This window comes from Caulobacter sp. BE254 (assembly GCF_031457295.1).
Taxonomy (GTDB): Bacteria; Pseudomonadota; Alphaproteobacteria; order Caulobacterales; family Caulobacteraceae; genus Caulobacter.
The window spans coordinates 19,354-35,308 of sequence record NZ_JAVDWJ010000024.1 but is presented as its reverse complement, the minus strand read 5'-3'; the positions used below and the strand labels follow the sequence as shown (position 1 = coordinate 35,308).

Genomic DNA, 15,955 nt, shown 5'->3' with positions numbered 1-15,955 from the left:
AAATCAGCGCCTCCTCATTACGGAAACACTGTCAGAATCGATCAGCAAATCTCTGGCAACTCCCCAGCCGCATCAAATGCGATTCCCCTGCCCACGGGGGAGGCGGCCGAAGGCCGGTGGGGGGAGTTTGCCGAACGGACCGATCACGCCCCCCGCCGTCGGCTTCGCCGACACCTCCCCCACAGGGGGAGGATCTAGATCCGCGACCACATCGCCGGCCGCTGGGGCGGCGGGCCCCAGCGGTCCAGCGTCGCCGAGCGCAGGGCCACGACGCCGCCTTCCAGCGCCCGCCAGGCCTTCATCCGGCCGCTGACCACCACCCGTTCGTCCCAGGCGCTGGCGCCGGCCTTGACGACGTCCAGGCCGATCTGGCGATAGACCCCGCGCGCCGCGCCGATCGCCCAGGCGCAGCGGACCGGCAGGTCGCGCAGGCCCCAGCGGGCGGAGGCGTAGTAGGGTTCGGCCGCGTCGACCAGGCGTCGCGCCAGCGCCGCCACGGCGTCGCGGTGAGCCGGATCGGCCACGGCGTCCTTTGGCACGCCCAACTCGTCCAGCCAGTCGCCGGGCACGTAGACCCGGCCGTTGCGGGCGTCCTCGACGATGTCGCGGGCGATGTTGGTCAGCTGGAAGGCCAGACCCAGGTCCTGGGCGCGGCGCAAGGTGGGCAGGTCGTCGGGCTTCACGCCCATGACCAGGGCCATCATCGTCCCGACCACCCCGGCCACGCCCCAGCAGTATTCCAGCAGTTCGTCCAGGGTGGCGTAGCGCCGGCCGGCCACGTCCATGGCGAAACCGTCGATCATGTCGAGCGCGTAGCGTTCGGGGATGCCGCGCCGCAGGGCCACGGTCTGGAAGGCCGCGAACACCGGGTCGGTCGGGGTCTCGCCGGCCAGGGCGGCTCGGGTCTGGGCGTACAGCGCCTCCAGTCGGGCCGGGGCGTCGGCGACGGGGCTCATGCCGTGGCCCAGGGTCTGGCCGTCGATGACGTCGTCGCAATGGCGGCACCAGGCGTAGAGCATCTCGGCGTCGGCCCGGGTCTGGGCGTCGAACAGGGCGGCGGCGGCGGCGAAGCTCTTGCTGCCCTTCTGAATCGCCGCGCGGCTCTGGTCTTCCAGGTCGCTCATGCCGGCAGGGTCGCGTAGTCGTCGATCATCAGCCCGGCCGTCGCCTTGGCCGAGCCGACCACCCCGGGGATGCCGGCGCCCGGGTGGGTGCCGGCCCCGACGAAATAGAGGTTGGGAATGACGTCGTCGCGGTTGTGGGTGCGGAAGAAGGCGCTCTGGGTCAGGATCGGCTCCAGCGAGAAGGCCGCGCCCTGCCAGGCGTTGAGGTCGCTCACGAAGTCGTCCGGGGTGATGAAGCGGCTGGTGACGAGATCGGCGGTCAGGCCGGGGATGTAGTGCTTCTCCAGATAGGCCAGGATCTTGTCGCGGTACCCGGGCCCCTCGACCGCCCAGTCGATGTTCGCCGTCTTCAGATTAGGCACCGGCGACAGGGCGTAGAAGGCCGAGCAGCCCTCCGGCGCCATGGCCGGGTCGCTGGCGGTGGGGTGGTGCAGATACAGCGAGAAGTCGTCGGCCAGGCCGTCCTTGCCGTAGATCTCGCCGATCAGCTCGCGATAGCGATTGCCGAAGCAGATGGTGTGGTGGCGGATCTCGGGGTGGGTGGTCTTCAGGCCGAAATAGACCACGAACAGCGACGGGCTCCAGCGCTTGGCCTCCAGGGCCTTGCCGACCTTCTTGCCGCGCGGATCGTCGGCCAGCAGGGCGCGATAGGTGTGCATGACGTCGGCGTTGGAGGCGACGGTGTCGAAGGCCTCGAACTGGCCGTCGGCGCGGATCACCCCGGTTGCGCGGCCGGCCTTGGTGGTGATCTTCTGGATCGGCGCCGACAGGTGGATCGTCCCGCCCAGGTCCTGGAACAGCTGGACCAGCGCCCGGATCAGGGCGTGGGTGCCGCCGCGCGGGAACCAGACGCCGCCACGCCGCTCCAGCGCGTGGATCAGGGCGTAGATCGACGAGGTGGCGAACGGGCTGCCGCCGACCAGCAGGCTGTGGAACGACAGCGCCTGGCGCACATGCTCGTCCTTCACGAAGCCGGCGACCTTGTCATAGACGCTGCGCCAGGCCTGCAGCTTCATCAGGGCCGGGGCGTTGGCCAGCATGGCCCCGAAGTCGAGGAACGGCACGGCGCCCAGCTCGACATAGCCCTTCTGGTACAGCTCCTCGGAATAGGCGTGGAAGCGGCGATAGCCCTCGACGTCGGCCGGATTGCGGGCGGCGATCTGGCGGTCCAGGCCTTCCTGGTCGTTGACGTAGTCGAAGACGTCGCCGTCCTCCCAGACCAGGCGGTAGAACGGATCGACCGGCAGCAGCTCGACATAGTCCTCGATCCGGCGGCCGCTCAATGCGAACAGTTCCTTCAGGCAATCGGGATCGGTGATCACCGTTGGGCCGGCGTCGAAGGTGAAGCCGTCGTCATGCCAGACATAGGCCCGGCCGCCCGGCTTCTCGCGGGCCTCGAACAACGTGACGTCGAAGCCGCTCGACTGCAGACGGACGGCCAGGGCCAGGCCGCCGAACCCGGCGCCGATCACGGCGGCTTTTGGCTTCGGGGTCGTCGTCATGCGTCTTGTCCTCCGGACACCGAGCGTTCGTCGATGCACTTGATGGCCGCCGAGATTGGCACGGGCGGCTTGCCGACCAGGATCCGCGCCTTGTCCCACCGGGTCAGCCGCGCGGCGTAGAAGCGTTGGATCAGTCCAGGCGACAGGCGGTAGAACCGCTCCAGCACCTTGTAGCGGTCCTGCGGCGCGCAGGCCCGGAACAGCATGCGGTTCAGCAGGCGCAGGAAGCGCCGCCGCCGCCAGACGGTCTTGGACTGGGCCTCGACGCAGGCGCGGACGCTGGCGCTGGTGACGCGCGGCAGGGCGGCCACGGCCTCGGCCAGGCGGGCGGCGTCGGGCAGGGAATAGCCGGTGGTCGGCTGGAACAGGACCGCGCGCAGGCCCACCTCGGCGACGTGGGGCGGGGCCTCGCGCCAGTAGGCGTCGATGTCGCCGCCCAGGGCGATGGGCAGGATCCCGTCCTCCTCGCGCTCGATCGCGGCGATGGTCCAGCCCTGGTCCGCGGCGTAGGCGGCGATGGCGCGGCGCAGGGCGGGCCGGTCTAGGGCCGGGCCGTCGCTGTAGCGGGTGTCCTCGATCAGCAGGCGCGTGGCGTCCAGCGGCAGGACGTAGACGAAGCGGTAGCCGTCCTCCTGCGAGACCGTGGCGTCCATGATGATCGGCCGGGTCAGGCCGTGCGGGGCGGTCAACCGCACCCCCTGGCCGACGAACTTCTGGTAGCCCAGGGCCAGGCTGGGGCTCCTGCGCGGGCCGCGCCCGTCGATCACCGCCCCCGCCGCGATGGTCCGGCCGTCGGCCAGGGTCACCTGGTGCGGATTGACGTCCGCCACGATGGCCGACAGCCAGGCGTCGGGGCCGAGGGCGGCGCCGACCACCTGGTGCAGGCGCTCCGACGTGATGGCCAGGTAGTCGGTCGGCAACGCTCGCCGGTGGGCGGGAAAGCGAACCTCGTAGCCCGACCAGCGGTGGACGATCAGCGGCCGCAGCCAGCCGGCCTCGACCGCGTCGACGTCGGTGGCGAAGTGGCACCAGGTGTGCTCGCCGCCGATCGTCGCGCCCTGTTCCAGCAGGATGACGCGCAGCCGGGGCCGCAGGCTCTTCAGCCGCAGGGCGATCAAGCCGTTGGCCAGGCCGCCGCCCACCAGGACGACGTCGGCGCGTTGGGTCGGGGGCGCGGGGACCATGCTCCGCCTCTAGCATGATTGGACGAAGCTCAAGCGACTTCCTGCACGCGGCCGTGCGTATTGCGTGGCGTCCAGGGAGACGTTAGGCACGCGCAAACGGGAGACGCCCATGTCGCAAGCCAGAATCATCGACGGCAAGGCCTTCGCGGCCCGGTTGCGCGAGCAGGTGGCCGCCGAGGTCGCCGTCCTGAAGGCCGAGCACGGCCTGACGCCGGGCCTGGCCGTGGTGTTGGTCGGGGAGGACCCCGCCAGCCAGGTCTATGTGCGCAGCAAGGGCGAGCAGACCCTGGCCGCCGGCATGCACTCCGAAACCCATCGCCTGCCGGCCGAGACCTCGCAGGCCGAGCTGCTGTCGCTGGTCGAGCGGCTGAACGACGACCCGGCCATCCACGGCGTGCTGGTGCAGTTCCCCGTCCCCGACCACATGAGCCAGGCGGCCATCGTCGCGGCGATCTCGCCCGACAAGGACGTCGACGGCCTGACCGTGACCAACGCCGGCCGCCTGGCCAGCGGCCTGCCGGCCCTGACCGCCTGCACCCCGGCCGGCTGCATGGTGCTGCTGAAGGACGTGGTCGGCGATCTGAGCGGCAAGCGCGCGGTGGTGGTCGGACGCTCCAACCTGATGGGCAAGCCGATGGCGCAACTGCTGCTGGCCGCCGACTGCACCGTCACCATCGCCCATTCGCGCACCCAGGACCTGGCCGCCGTCTGCCGCGAGGCCGACATCCTGGTGGCCGCCGTCGGCCGGCCGCAGATGGTCAAGGGCGACTGGATCAAGCCGGGCGCGACCGTCATCGACGTCGGCATCAACCGCATCCCCAAGGAAGATGGCAAGACCCGCCTGGTCGGCGACGTCGACTTCGAGGCGGCCAAGGCGGTCGCCGGCGCCATCACCCCCGTGCCGGGCGGGGTGGGACCGATGACCATCGCCATGCTGCTGGCCAACACCGTTGCCGCCGCCAAGCGGTTGAACGGGATCGCGGACTAGCGGCCGGATCGGTTCGCGCCTAGCGGGTATCGAGCCCGATCAGGTCGCGGCGAGCAGGACATGGCCGCCCCGCTCGGGCGCTTGTCGCGCGACGACGGGCCAGTAGCGGCGGGCCAGGTCGGGCGGTCCGAGATCCTCGATGGCGACGAAACCCAGGTTCCGCAGCAGCGCGTGCAGGACGGCGGGCTCGAAATAGCTGAGCCAGGGTTCACCCAGCGCCGCCACCCGCTCGGCCCTCAGGACGTGCGCGGCGCGAGCCTCGTCCGAGAGCGCCGAAGGTGGGTCGGCATAGTCGAACACCACGGCCGAGCCCGGCAGGCCGCCGATCACCGCCAGGGTGGCGCGAACGGCTTGCGGCGTCAGATAGGGAGCCACGCCCAGCCACACGAAGAACGCGGGCCGGCGGTCGTCGAATCCAGCGTTTCGCAGACCATCCAGCAAGGTGTCGCGCTCAAAATCGACGGCGGCGTAGACCAAATCGCCTGGCGCGGCCACGCCGGCCTCGCCCAGTCGGCGACGTTTCCAGGCCTGGGTGGCGGGATGGTCGACCTCGAACACCCTGAGGCGGTCGGCGAAGGGGTTGCGATAGGCGAAGGTGTCCAGGCCCGCCCCCAGCACGACCAGTTGGTCCAGGCCGCGCCCCTCGACGGCGCGGGCCAGGGCGGTTTCCGCGAACGCCGAGCGGGCGGCGACGAAGGCCCGCATGGCTCGCCGTGCCGGATGGGCCAGAGCGTCGCGCGCGACCGTCTCGGCGTCGAGGCCCAGGATCGGCAGGGCCAGCGGGTCGGCGAAGATCCGGCCGCTCTCAAGCACCTGATGCGCGGCCCGGTGCGTCGCCGCCATCCAGGCCGTGCGGCTGGGTTCTTTCTCGATCATGCGGCGTCCCCGGTCGGTCCAGTCGTCGACATGGGAAGGCCAGGCGCGATCGGCGAGGCTCGACGCAAAGAAAAAGCCCCGGCGCTGGCCGGGGCTCTTCAGGTTGTTCGATGCAGGTCGATCAGCCGGCCAGATACTCCGCCACGCGGCCTTCCAGCTCGGCGGCCAGGACCTTGCCCACCGGATGTGTGTCGACCTTGATGTCGTCGCGCACGCAGGCCTTGATGGCGTCGATGTGGGCGTCGACCAGGAACATGGGGGCGGCCAAGCGGGTCGCCGGATCGTCGATCAGCTTGCACAGCGAGCCGGCCAGGCGGGTGATCAACGGAAATTCGTAGGTGGCCCCCAGGCCCTTCAGGTCGTGGGCGCGTAGGTAGAGGGTCTCGACCGTCTCGGCGGTCAGGCCCCGGGCGCGGACGTCCTGGCGGGCGGCCTCCAGCTTGACGATCTCGTCGTCCAGCCACTGGGCGAAGTTGCCCGACAGACTTTTCAGGGCGGCCTCGGCCTTGGCGATCGCCGCCATGTCGATCCCGCCTCGTCCCCCAACCTTGAGCTTGAGCATGTTCGGCACCTGAATCACTTCCGCGGCGGACTTGTTGGTCACGGACGCTTCTCCCTGAGCATTGGTCTGACATATAGGATCAAGGCGTTAACATTAGATGAGACGCCCGTTTCAATCTGACCAATGGGCCGGCAGTGCCCTGACCAATAATCCTCCGTGTTGTCAGGCCGAGAACTGCTCCGTCAGGACCCGCTCTTCTAAGCTTCGACCCGCGTCGAAGAGCATGGAGAGGCTGGCGCTGCTGTCCTCGGCGATGTGAACCTCAACGACGTCGCGAACTTCGAAATTATCGGCCACGGCGCTTACCGGTCTCTTATCGCACTCCAGGATCTCGAACGTCACCCTGGCGGTCTGCGGCAAAAGCGCGCCACGCCAGCGCCGGGGGCGGAAAGCGCTGATCGGGGTGAGGGCCAGAACCTGGGCCCCGATCGGGATGATCGGGCCGTGGGCCGACAGGTTGTAGGCCGTCGAGCCGGCCGGGGTGGCCAGCAGGGCCCCGTCGCAGACCAGCTCGCCCATCCGCACCTTGCCGTCGATGCTGATGCGCAGCTTGGCGGTCTGGCGGGTCTGGCGCAGCAGCGAGACTTCGTTGATGGCCAAGGCCCGGTGCTGCTTGCGGTTGGCGTCGATGGCGACCATGGCCAGCGGGTGGATCACGGCCCGCTCGGCGACGTTGATCCGCTCCAGCAGGCCATCCTCGCTGTACTCGTTCATCAGGAAACCGACCGAGCCGCGGTTCATGCCGTAGATCGGCGTCTGGCGCTGCAAGGTGTCGTGCAGGGTCTCCAGCATGAAGCCGTCGCCGCCCAGGGCGATGATCACCTGCGCGGATTCGTCGCCGACGTCGCCGTAGCGGCCGCGCAGGCGTTCCATCGCCTCCTGCGCCTCGGGGCGATCACTGGCCTTGAAGGTCAGGCGAGTCACGAAGGGCAGGGGCTGGAACATGCCGCCAAGAGGCTGGATCGGCGGCGGGTTGTCAAACCTGGGTTTTGGTATGAGCGCCTGGTGGTCGGCGCTCTCAAAAGCTTGTCATCCCGGACAAGCGAAGCGCCGATCCGGGACCGCCGGAAGCGCTGAGTTCACGCGCCGGTCCCGGATCTGCGCGCTACGCGCCCAGTTCGCCGTAGGCGGACCGCTCACGCGGCCCGAGGCGGGATGACAACGAAGGGGGCGAAAGTGGACGGTCCCGCTTAAGCAGCGCTGACGGCCCGGCGGAACGCCATGGCCGCGATGTCGGGGGCGAAGGGCCCGAAGGCGCCGCTGGCCTTGCGGGCCGCTTCGGCGCCGCCGCCGGGACGACCGCCGTTCAGCTCGCGCACATGGGCCAGGATGGTCGGGAACACGCTGCGGTCTATGCCCACGGCCGAGCAGGCCAGGGCCAGCAGTTCAGGACGGTCGCTGTCGACCGCTCGCCGCACCTGGCGCACGTCGAAGCGGCCCAGGCGGGCCAGGGCGAACAGGAACAGCGGCAGGCGGCGCTCGCGCAGCACCCGCAGCAGATAGCCCGGGCGAAGTTGGCCGGCGGAATCCAGCTTCTCGACCAGGGCCGCCTCCATCGCCTCGCGGTCCTCGGCTTGCTCGACGACGGGGCGGTCGACGACCTCGGCCGCGCCGGAATGGGCGCCGCGCAGGGCGGCCTCGACCGCGGTGGCCATCCGGTCGGGATCCAGCTGGAAACGGGCGGTCAGGGCGTCGCGCAGGGCGCGGCCCACCCACAGGTACAGCTGCTCGGCCAGGTCGCCGGACAGGTTGGGATGCCGGGCCAGGGGCGAGCGCAGGGCGACCACCTCCCGGGCCTTGTCGACCAGGCGGCGCAGGCCCTCGGGCGAGATCTGGGCGGTGGGGTTGGAGGCCAGGGCGGTCAGCACGGCCGACTCGTCCTTGGCCAGGATGGCGTCGACGACGGCCGGCGACAGCCGCGGGCGGCGGGCGATCTCGATCTGGTGTTCCAGCGTGGCCTGGACCAGCAGGCGGATCAGGTCGCGGTCCTGCAGGACGGGGCTGCGGGCGATGATCGGGCGGGCGATCTCGATCTCGTCCAGGGCCAGGATGTTGATCAGGGCCGGCGGCGCCCAGGCGGCGTCGGCCAGGCTCTGGGCCAGGCGGGCGCGGATGTCGCGCTCAGCCTCGACCACCAGGCTCATGAAGATCGAGTCGAGCAGGACCTGGACCTCGGGCGCGGTCGGGCGACCCTCGGCCTGGCCGGCGTCGCACATCTCCACGATGCCGGCGAGCAGGCGCTCGCGGTCGGCCGGCTCGCGGCTGCGGGCCAGGGACAGAAGCTGCGCGGTCTGGGCGGAAGGGCTCACCAGCCTCCTCGAAATCCGAGCTTAACCAAGACGGACCTTGGCGGCGTCAGATGAAAACATGCTTAAACAGGGGAATCACGCACGGACGATGAAAAGCGTCCCGATGCCGCAGGAAAAAGACCGTCGAGAAGACCGCCAGGGAGACGCAAGACGCATGGGCCAACCTCTGATCCTCGCGCTCGATCAAGGCACCACCAGCACCCGGGCCATCCTGTTCCAGACCGACGGCAAGCCGGTGTGCGACGCCAGCCGGCCGCTGCGCCAGAGCTATCCCCGGGACGGCTGGGTCGAGCACGACGCCGAGGAGATCTACGCGGCCTGCGTGGGCGTGTTGCGCGACGCGGTCGAGAAATGCGACCGCGACAGCGCCGACATCGTCGCCCTGGGGATCACCAACCAGCGCGAGACCGTGGTGGTCTGGGACAAGGCCACCGGCCGCCCGATCCATCCGGCCATCGTCTGGCAGGACCGCCGCACGGCCGAGGTCTGCGACCGGCTGCGCGACGAAGGCCACGAGCCGGCGGTCACAGCCGCCACCGGCCTGCTGCTGGACCCCTATTTCTCGGGCACCAAGATCGCCTGGATCCTCGACAAGGTCCCCGGCGCGCGCCGCCGGGCCGAGGCGGGCGAACTGCTGTGCGGCACGATCGACAGTTGGGTCATCTGGAGGCTGACTGGAAAAGGGGCGCACGTCACCGACGCCACCAACGCCTCGCGCACCCTGCTGTTCGACATCCAGACCCAGGACTGGTCGGACGAAATGCTGGCCCTGCTGGACGTGCCCCGCGCCCTGCTGCCGGCGGTGCTGGACTGCGCCGCCGACTACGGCCAGGTGACGCCCGACATCCTGGGCCGGCCCCTGCCGATCCGCGGCGTGGCCGGCGACCAGCAGGCGGCGCTGATGGGGCAGGGCTGCATCCATCCGGGGGAGATGAAGGTCACCTACGGCACCGGCGGCTTCATGCTGGTCAACACCGGCGAGGACCGACCGCGCTCTGCGTCGCGACTGCTGACCACGGTGGCGGCGCGGGTCGCTGGGCGGACGACCTATGCCCTGGAGGGCTCGATTTTCGTGGCCGGGGCCGCGATCCAATGGCTGAACGAGGGGCTGGGGGTCACCGGCGGCCCGCGCGGGGCCGAGGCCCTGGCCCGCTCGGCCCGAGCTGAGCACGGGGTGGTGGTGGTCCCGGCCTTCACGGGCCTTGGCGCACCCTGGTGGGACGCCGAGGCGCGGGGCGCGGTGTTCGGCCTGACCCGCGACGCCGGGCTGGCCGAGATCGCTCAGGCGACCTTCGACTCCTGTATCTTCCAGGGCCGCGACCTGATCGAGGCCATGCGGGCGGACGCCCCCTCGGCCTTCGAGGACGCCGCCCTGCGCATCGACGGCGGCATGGCCAAGAGCGCCTGGTTCAGCCAGCGCCTGGCCGACCTGACCGGCCTGCCCGTGCACCGCGCCCGCTATCAGGAGACCACCGCCCTGGGCGCGGCCCTGTTCGCCGGGGTGGGGGCGGGCGTCTACGGCTCGGTGGAGGACGCGGTGAAGGCGCGGCCGGAAGCGGAGGTGCTGACGCCGGCGGTGAGCGTCAATGTGCGTGAAGAGGCCTACGCCAGATGGCTGGATGCGCTGCCGAGGGTGCGTTCGTGAGCGAGGCGCCCGTCGTGACCTATCCCGCCGTCGGCCAGATCCACCGCCTTTCCCCCAAGCTCGACGCCGTCGTCGCGCCGGACGCGCAGATCCAGCAGCTGGCCGACGGCTTCGTCTGGGCCGAGGGGCCGGTCTGGGTGCGCGATGGCGGCTACCTGGTGTTCTCCGACGTGCCGGGCAACGTCATGTACCGCTGGAGCGCGGCGGACGGCGTCAGCGAGGTTCTGAACCCCTCCGGCTATGACGGTCCGCCCACCGACGCCTTCGCCGAGCCGGGCCAGAACGGTATGGCGCTGGACGCCGCCGGCCACCTGCTGGCCTGCGACCACGGCAACCGCGCCCTGGCCAGGATCGACCTGAAGACCCGGGAAAAGACCTTCCTGCTCGACCGCTGGCAGGGCAAGCGGTTCAACAGCCCCAACGACCTGGCCGTGGCGGCGACGGGGGCGATCTATTTCACCGACCCGACCTACGGCCTGAAGGGCCGCAACGCCTCGCCGCTGCGCGAGCTGGACTTCAACGGCGTCTATCGTCTGTCGCCGGACGGAACCTTGGACCTGCTGGACGCCGAGCTGACCTTCCCGAACGGGATCGCCCTGTCGCCCGACCAGAGCCGGCTCTATGTCTCGGTCTCGGATCCCGACGATCCCAAGCTGGTGGTCTACGACCTGGGGCCGGACGGCCTGCCGACATCAAAGGCGCTGTTCTTCGACGCCATGCCGTTGCGCGAGGCCGGCGGCCCGGGCCTGCCCGACGGCATGTGCCTGGACACCGACGGCCGGCTCTACGCCACCGGCCCGGGCGGTGTGCTGGTGCTGACGCCGCAGGCCGAGCTGATCGGGGTGATCGAGACGGGCACGGCCATCGCCAACTGCGCGTTCGGCGAGGACGGACGCACCCTGTTCCTGGCCTCGAACCACACCCTGGCGCGGGTGCGGCTGAAGACGACGGGGCTGGTGTGGTGAATCGGATGGGGACAGGCACATGTGCCTGTCCCCATCAGCACGCGCGCGCTACGGATTGGCGTCCAGGTACGCCTTCACCCGTCCAAACAGGTCCTCGAACATCGGCGTCGTCAGCCGGCCGGTGTTCGTGTTCAACCGCGAGCAGTGATAGCTGTTGAACACCCGGTAGGGCCCGGCCTGGAACTCCGTGCCATGGCCGGGAAGGCCGGCCGAGGCCTTCAGGCCCAGGGCCTTGAGCAGGTTGCGGCGCGAGACGTCGCCCAGGGTGACGATGGCCTTGAGGTTGGGGAACATCTCCAGCCGCGCGGTCAGGAACGGACGGCAGTTGTTCTCTTCACTGGTCTCAGGCTTGTTGCCGGGCGGGGCGCAGCGGACGGCGTTGGTCACCGCGCTGCCGATCAGCTTCAGGGAGTCGTCGGGCCGGGCCTCGAACTTGCCCGTGGCGAAGCCGTACTTGATCAGGGTGTCGTAGAGCAGGGTCCCGGCATAGTCGCCGGTGAACGGCCGGCCGGTGCGGTTGGCGCCCTTGCGGCCGGGGGCCAGGCCCACGACCAGCAGCCGCGCCTCATGGTCGCCGAACGACGGGGCCGGGCCGTTGAACCAGTCGGGATAGAGGTCCCGGTTCTCGCGGCGATAGGCCACCAGGCGCGGGCAGAGCGGGCAGTCGCGCGGCGGCTCGGCGGGCGAGGGCACGACCTCGCCGGGGATGTTGGAGTGCTGGCCCATGCTCAGTCTTCGTCGGCGTCGTCGTCGCGCCGTTCCGGACCCCGCGCCGGCTCGGTGACGAAGCGGGGCAGGGGGTTGGACCGCTGCGGCCGGCCGATGATGGCGCCCAGGTCGGCCAGGTCCACGAAGTTGTCGGCCTGACGGCGCAGGTCGTCGCTGGTCATCGGCGGCTGGCTCTTCATCGTCGAGACCACGGTGACGCGCCGGCCCTTGCGCTGCACGGCCTCGACCAGGGCGCGGAAGTCGCCGTCGCCCGAGAACAGCACCAGGTGATCGACGGTCTGGGCCATCTCCATCATGTCGACGGCGATCTCGATGTCCATGTCGCCGCGCCAGCGCTTGCGGCCCTGGCTGTCGGTGAATTCGCGGGCCGGCTTGGTCACCAGGGTGAAGCCGTTGTAGTCCAGCCAGTCGACCAAGGGCCGGATCGGGGAATACTCCTCGTTCTCGGCGATGGCGGTGTAGTAGTAGGCGCGCACCAGGATCCCGCGCTTGCGGAACTCGTCCAGCAGCTTGCGGTAGTCGATGTCGAAGCCCAGCGCCTTGGCGGCGGAGAAGAAGTTGGCCCCGTCGATGAACAGCGCCAGGCGCTCGGTCGGGTAGAAGGTCACGTGATCGGAATTCCTTGAAAAATCAGCACGATCAAAAATGGCTGGATGAAATCGCGGTGGTCGCCCTGGGTTGCAGTCTGCCTGGATCCTATCCGAGTCGCGAGGCGCTGTTGGAGGCCGCGCTCGCGGCCCTGGCGGACGAAGGGCTGACGGCGGCCGCCCGCTCGTCCTGGTGGACCTCGGCCGCTTGGCCCGACCCGACCGCGCCAGCCTATCTCAACGGCGTGGCCTTGGTCGAGACGGCGTTGGCGGCGGTCGACCTGCTGGCGGCCTTGCACCGCATCGAAGCCCGTTTCGGCCGCGTGCGCGCCGAGGCCAACGCCCCCCGCACCCTGGACCTGGACCTCATCGTCCATGGTCGGACGGTGACCGAGGCGGGATTGATCGTCCCTCACCCTCGGGCCCACGAGCGCTTGTTCGTGATGGGACCGCTGGCGGAGATCGCGCCCGACTGGCGTCACCCGGTCAACGACCGAACGGCGGCGGACTTGGCCGCGACGGCGACGGTGGGACGCGACGCGCGCCCCCAATGAAAGTGTAGTGCGATGCGCTACAAGTTCTTGCATGTGTAGCGTCATGAGCTACAATCTGTCGGGGAGGGCCGATGATCCAGAGTTGGAAAGGAAGGCTGATCCAGCAGGTCTTCGAAGGTGAAAGTCCCAAGGGCTTCCCCGGCGATCTCCTCGTGGTGACCCGTCGACGGCTGCAAGCGCTAGACGCCGCGACCCAGGTCGAGGATTTGCGCACGCCGCCCGGCAATCGTCTTCATCGACTGGTTCACGACAGGGCGGGCCAATGGTCGATCAGCGTCAACGACCAATTCCGGATCTGCTTCGAGTGGGGCGTCAACGGCCCCGAGAGCGTTGAATTCGTCGACTATCACTGATGTCGACCGACACGGGACAATAGGATGACTATCCGCGACTACACGACCTTCAAGACGCCGCTGGCCCACCCCGGCGAGCATTTGCGCGAGGACTATCTGCCGGCCTTCAATTTGTCGGCGGGTGGCTTGGCCAAGGCCATGGGCCTCAAGGATCGCAGTCGGGTGGAGCAGTTGGTACGCGAGCAACGATCGGTGACGGCCGATACGGCGTTGCGCCTTGGGCGCGTGTTCGGAACTTCGGCCGAATATTGGATGAACCTGCAAGCGCAGCACGATCTGTCGAAGGACGCGATCGCCAGTCGCGAGGCGCTCGCCGCGATCAAGCCGCTGAGCGCCGCCTAGCCGGGATTGTCGCCCGCCAACATTGCCAAACTTTAATTCGCGGCCCGCCGGCCTCGGCCCAATAGTCCGCCCCAAACTTCGCGCTGAGCGCGGCCGCCTCGCCCGGCGCGCGCCTTGGGGAAACTCTCGCATGTCCTTCACCCGTTCGCTGCTCGCCCGCGTCGCCGCCTGCGCGCTGCTGTCCGCCGTTTCCGCCTTCACCTCGGCCGCCTGGGCCGGTGACAAGAGCGGCGTCGACCAGACCAGCTTCGACAAGTCGGTCGCGCCGGGCAGCGACTTCTGGACCTACGCCAACGGCGAATGGATCAAGGCCCACCCGATCCCGGCCGACCGCAGCAGCTACGGCAAGAGCGCGGTGATGGTCGAGGAAGCCGCCAAGCGGACCGTCGACCTGATCCAGGCCGCGGCCCAAAACAAGGGCATGGGGGCCGGCGGCGCGGGCGACGGCCAGAAGGTCGGCGACTACTACGCCAGCTACATGGACGAGGCGGTGATCGAGGCCAAGGGGATCACGCCGCTGAAGGCCGACCTGGCCCGCATCGCCGCGATCAAGGACAGGAAGGCCCTGGCCGCCGTGCTGGGCGGCAATGTCCGCGCCGACGTCGACGCCCTCAATTCCACGGACTTCTACACCGACAACGTGCTGGGCCTGTGGGTCTCGCCGGCCTTCGACGACGCCAGCCAGTACGCGCCGTTCCTGCTGCAGGGCGGCCTGGGGATGCCCGACCGGCAATACTATGTCGGCGACGACGCCGCGATGCGGGAGGCGCGCGCCAAGTATGTGGCCCATGTCGCCAAGATCCTGACCCTGGGGGGCGTCGCCGACGCCGAGGCCAAGGCCAAGGCGGCCCGGATCATGGCCCTGGAAACCCGGATCGCCCAGGCCTCGGGCAGTCGCGCCGACAGCGCCGACGTCCAGAAGGCCAACAACAGCTGGACCCAGGCCGACTTCGCGACCAAGGCCCCGGGCCTGGACTGGAAGACCTTCTTCACGGCCGCGGGCCTGGCCGACCAGCCGCGCTTCATCGTCTGGCACCCGACCATGGTGGTGGGCCTGGGCAAGGTCGTCGAGACGGAGAGCCTGGAGACCTGGAAGGACTACCTGACCTTCCACCTGCTGGACCACTACAGCAACCTGCTGCCCAAGGCCTTCGTCGACGAGCGTTTCGCCTTCTACGGCGCGGCCCTGCAGGGCACGCCGCAACTGGCGGTCCGCTGGAAGCGGGGCGTCAACTCGACCAACGCCGTGCTGGGCGAGGCGGTCGGCCAGCTCTATGTCGACAAGTATTTCCCGGCCCAGTCCAAGGCTGAGGTCTCGGCCATGGTCGACACCATGAAGGCCGCCTTCGAAAAGCGCATCGACAGCCTGGATTGGATGGCGCCCGAGACCAAGGCCGAGGCCCATCGCAAGGTCGAGGTGCTGAAGGTCGGCGTCGGCTATCCCGACAAATGGCGCGACTATTCGGGCCTGACGATCGTGCGCGGCGACGCCCTGGGCAACATCCAGCGCTCGGAGGCCTTCGACTACGCGACGGCCAAGGCCAAGCTGGGCAAGCCGGTGGATCGCGGCGAGTGGGTGATGACCCCCCAGACCGTCAACGCCGTGAACCTGCCGATGCTGAACGGCCTGAACTTCCCGGCCGCCATCCTGCAGGCTCCCAACTTCGATTCCAGCTACGACGCCGCCGCCAACTACGGCGCGATCGGGGCCACCATCGGCCATGAGATCAGCCACAGCTTCGACGACCAGGGCGCGCAGTTCGACAGCCAGGGGCGCCTGCGCAACTGGTGGACGCCCACCGACTTCGACCACTTCCAGAAGGCCGGCGCGGCCCTGGCCCTGCAGTTCGACGGCTACAGGCCGTTTCCCGACCTGGCCGTGAACGGCAAGCAGACCCTCAGCGAGAACATCGCCGACGTCGCCGGTCTGTCGGCGGCGCTCGACGCCTACCACGCCTCGCTGGGCGGCAAGCCGGCCCCGGTGATCGACGGCCTGACCGGCGACCAGCGGTTCTTCCTGGCCTATGCCCAGAGCTGGCTGACCTATTCGCGGCCCGCTTCGCTGCGCCAGGCGCTGATCACCGACGGCCACGCTCCGGCTCAGTACCGCGCCTTGACCGTGCGCAACCTCGACGCCTGGTACGACGCCTTCGGGATCAAGCCGGGCGACGCGCTGTACCTGCCGCCCGATCAGCGGGTGAAGGTCTGGTAGGCGCGATCGGGTCGTGCGGGGGG

16 protein-coding genes are annotated in these 15,955 nt (G+C 69.6%); 7 read left to right on the top strand and 9 right to left on the bottom strand.

The features are described from left to right. Window positions 1-194 precede the first annotated feature (194 nt). From J2X41_RS24815 to crtY, 3 genes are read right to left on the bottom strand one after another with little or no spacing between them, the layout of a single operon-like run. Complete coding sequence (locus J2X41_RS24815; RefSeq protein ID WP_310087188.1) at window positions 195-1,124, bottom strand: phytoene/squalene synthase family protein; 930 nt, start codon at window positions 1,122-1,124, stop codon at window positions 195-197. Next, window positions 1,121-2,626, bottom strand: a complete 1,506-nt coding sequence (locus J2X41_RS24810) for a phytoene desaturase (protein WP_310087185.1) — start codon at window positions 2,624-2,626, stop codon at window positions 1,121-1,123. Before J2X41_RS24810 ends, J2X41_RS24815 begins: the two co-directional genes overlap by 4 nt. Then, window positions 2,623-3,810, bottom strand: coding sequence for a lycopene beta-cyclase CrtY (gene crtY / locus J2X41_RS24805; protein WP_310087183.1), 1,188 nt, complete (start codon window positions 3,808-3,810; stop codon window positions 2,623-2,625). The genes J2X41_RS24810 and crtY overlap by 4 nt, the downstream gene beginning before the upstream one ends. 109 nt (window positions 3,811-3,919) lie before the next feature. On the opposite strand from crtY, the gene folD reads away from it, so the two are divergent. After that, window positions 3,920-4,798 (top strand): bifunctional methylenetetrahydrofolate dehydrogenase/methenyltetrahydrofolate cyclohydrolase FolD, encoded by an 879-nt coding sequence (gene folD / locus J2X41_RS24800; RefSeq protein WP_310087181.1) that lies wholly within the window; start codon window positions 3,920-3,922, stop codon window positions 4,796-4,798. Between the two features lie 39 nt (window positions 4,799-4,837). Here folD and J2X41_RS24795 read toward each other — a convergent pair whose 3' ends face one another. From J2X41_RS24795 to J2X41_RS24780, 4 genes are all read right to left on the bottom strand, one after another. Beyond that, the gene (locus J2X41_RS24795; protein ID WP_310087180.1) at window positions 4,838-5,674 is read right to left on the bottom strand and encodes a class I SAM-dependent methyltransferase; all 837 of its coding nucleotides are present in this window, start codon (window positions 5,672-5,674) and stop codon (window positions 4,838-4,840) included. Window positions 5,675-5,795: 121 nt separating this feature from the next. After that, on the bottom strand, window positions 5,796-6,278 hold the full coding sequence (locus J2X41_RS24790; protein WP_310087178.1) for an Hpt domain-containing protein: 483 nt from the start codon (window positions 6,276-6,278) through the stop codon (window positions 5,796-5,798). Window positions 6,279-6,398: 120 nt separating this feature from the next. Beyond that, a complete protein-coding gene (locus J2X41_RS24785) occupies window positions 6,399-7,181 on the bottom strand; it encodes an NAD kinase (protein WP_310087176.1) in 783 nt (260 codons plus the stop codon). Window positions 7,182-7,426: 245 nt separating this feature from the next. Further along, window positions 7,427-8,515: a DUF2336 domain-containing protein gene (locus J2X41_RS24780; RefSeq protein WP_310087193.1), complete on the bottom strand. Its 1,089-nt coding sequence runs from the start codon at window positions 8,513-8,515 to the stop codon at window positions 7,427-7,429. Between the two features lie 184 nt (window positions 8,516-8,699). Here J2X41_RS24780 and glpK point away from each other — a divergent pair, with 184 nt between their 5' ends. Then, complete coding sequence (gene glpK / locus J2X41_RS24775; RefSeq protein ID WP_310087173.1) at window positions 8,700-10,190, top strand: glycerol kinase GlpK; 1,491 nt, start codon at window positions 8,700-8,702, stop codon at window positions 10,188-10,190. Next, window positions 10,187-11,155 carry an SMP-30/gluconolactonase/LRE family protein gene (locus J2X41_RS24770; protein WP_310087172.1) on the top strand — a complete coding sequence of 323 codons (969 nt, stop codon included), beginning with the start codon at window positions 10,187-10,189 and terminating at the stop codon, window positions 11,153-11,155. Before glpK ends, J2X41_RS24770 begins: the two co-directional genes overlap by 4 nt. 48 nt (window positions 11,156-11,203) lie before the next feature. Here J2X41_RS24770 and J2X41_RS24765 read toward each other — a convergent pair whose 3' ends face one another. Both J2X41_RS24765 and J2X41_RS24760 read right to left on the bottom strand, forming a co-directional pair. Next, window positions 11,204-11,881, bottom strand: a complete 678-nt coding sequence (locus J2X41_RS24765) for a uracil-DNA glycosylase (RefSeq protein ID WP_310087171.1) — start codon at window positions 11,879-11,881, stop codon at window positions 11,204-11,206. A 2-nt stretch (window positions 11,882-11,883) separates the two neighbouring features. Then, the gene (locus tag J2X41_RS24760; RefSeq protein ID WP_310087169.1) at window positions 11,884-12,492 is read right to left on the bottom strand and encodes an NYN domain-containing protein; all 609 of its coding nucleotides are present in this window, start codon (window positions 12,490-12,492) and stop codon (window positions 11,884-11,886) included. A gap of 56 nt (window positions 12,493-12,548) precedes the next feature. On the opposite strand from J2X41_RS24760, the gene folK reads away from it, so the two are divergent. The 4 genes from folK to J2X41_RS24740 all read left to right on the top strand — a co-directional run bounded on the left by folK (window position 12,549) and on the right by J2X41_RS24740 (window position 15,932). After that, entirely contained in the window at window positions 12,549-13,025 is a 477-nt protein-coding gene (gene folK / locus J2X41_RS24755; protein ID WP_310087191.1) for a 2-amino-4-hydroxy-6-hydroxymethyldihydropteridine diphosphokinase, read from the top strand. 71 nt (window positions 13,026-13,096) lie between these two features. Next, a complete protein-coding gene (locus tag J2X41_RS24750) occupies window positions 13,097-13,378 on the top strand; it encodes a type II toxin-antitoxin system RelE/ParE family toxin (protein WP_310087167.1) in 282 nt (93 codons plus the stop codon). A gap of 24 nt (window positions 13,379-13,402) precedes the next feature. Next, the gene (locus J2X41_RS24745; RefSeq protein ID WP_310087165.1) at window positions 13,403-13,720 is read left to right on the top strand and encodes a HigA family addiction module antitoxin; all 318 of its coding nucleotides are present in this window, start codon (window positions 13,403-13,405) and stop codon (window positions 13,718-13,720) included. A gap of 130 nt (window positions 13,721-13,850) precedes the next feature. Then, the gene (locus J2X41_RS24740; RefSeq protein WP_310087163.1) at window positions 13,851-15,932 is read left to right on the top strand and encodes a M13 family metallopeptidase; all 2,082 of its coding nucleotides are present in this window, start codon (window positions 13,851-13,853) and stop codon (window positions 15,930-15,932) included. Window positions 15,933-15,955: the final 23 nt, after the last annotated feature.

What these genes read in the sequence shown, in the direction of transcription:
- J2X41_RS24815 (WP_310087188.1), bottom strand. Translation starts at nt 1,124, where the DNA reads ATGAGCGACCTGGAAGACCAGAGCCGCGCGGCGATTCAGAAGGGCAGC.
- J2X41_RS24810 (WP_310087185.1), bottom strand. Translation starts at nt 2,626, where the DNA reads ATGACGACGACCCCGAAGCCAAAAGCCGCCGTGATCGGCGCCGGGTTC.
- crtY (WP_310087183.1), bottom strand. Translation starts at nt 3,810, where the DNA reads ATGGTCCCCGCGCCCCCGACCCAACGCGCCGACGTCGTCCTGGTGGGC.
- folD (WP_310087181.1), top strand. Translation starts at nt 3,920, where the DNA reads ATGTCGCAAGCCAGAATCATCGACGGCAAGGCCTTCGCGGCCCGGTTG.
- J2X41_RS24795 (WP_310087180.1), bottom strand. Translation starts at nt 5,674, where the DNA reads ATGATCGAGAAAGAACCCAGCCGCACGGCCTGGATGGCGGCGACGCAC.
- J2X41_RS24785 (WP_310087176.1), bottom strand. Translation starts at nt 7,181, where the DNA reads ATGTTCCAGCCCCTGCCCTTCGTGACTCGCCTGACCTTCAAGGCCAGT.
- glpK (WP_310087173.1), top strand. Translation starts at nt 8,700, where the DNA reads ATGGGCCAACCTCTGATCCTCGCGCTCGATCAAGGCACCACCAGCACC.
- J2X41_RS24765 (WP_310087171.1), bottom strand. Translation starts at nt 11,881, where the DNA reads ATGGGCCAGCACTCCAACATCCCCGGCGAGGTCGTGCCCTCGCCCGCC.
- J2X41_RS24750 (WP_310087167.1), top strand. Translation starts at nt 13,097, where the DNA reads ATGATCCAGAGTTGGAAAGGAAGGCTGATCCAGCAGGTCTTCGAAGGT.
- J2X41_RS24745 (WP_310087165.1), top strand. Translation starts at nt 13,403, where the DNA reads ATGACTATCCGCGACTACACGACCTTCAAGACGCCGCTGGCCCACCCC.
- J2X41_RS24740 (WP_310087163.1), top strand. Translation starts at nt 13,851, where the DNA reads ATGTCCTTCACCCGTTCGCTGCTCGCCCGCGTCGCCGCCTGCGCGCTG.